General features: G+C 67.1%; 1 pseudogene. It reads right to left on the reverse strand.

The annotated features are described in order from the left end of the window. A pseudogene (locus tag SB816_RS33820) lies at positions 1-249 on the reverse strand (ABC transporter ATP-binding protein); the annotation flags it as partial.

Consider the following 249-nt stretch of genomic DNA (forward strand, 5'->3'; position numbering starts at 1 on the left):
GCTGTCCTCGTCGATCTGCAACGCGGCGTGCGCGTCGGCAATGCGTTTCGAAAGCGCGCATGTATGTTCGATAAACGGCGTGCTGATTCGCCAGTCGTCGTCGCGCGCGGCGGGCCCGTCGATCGGCACGTCGGCGATCACGCGGCCCGGCCGCGCCTGCATGACCACCACGCGGCTCGACAGAAATACCGCTTCCTGGATGCTGTGCGTGACGAACACGACCGTCATCGCGCGGCGCTGCCAGAGCGC

This window comes from Achromobacter sp. SIMBA_011 (genome assembly GCF_046535435.1).
In the GTDB taxonomy this organism is placed as follows: Bacteria; Pseudomonadota; Gammaproteobacteria; order Burkholderiales; family Burkholderiaceae_B; genus Achromobacter; species Achromobacter dolens.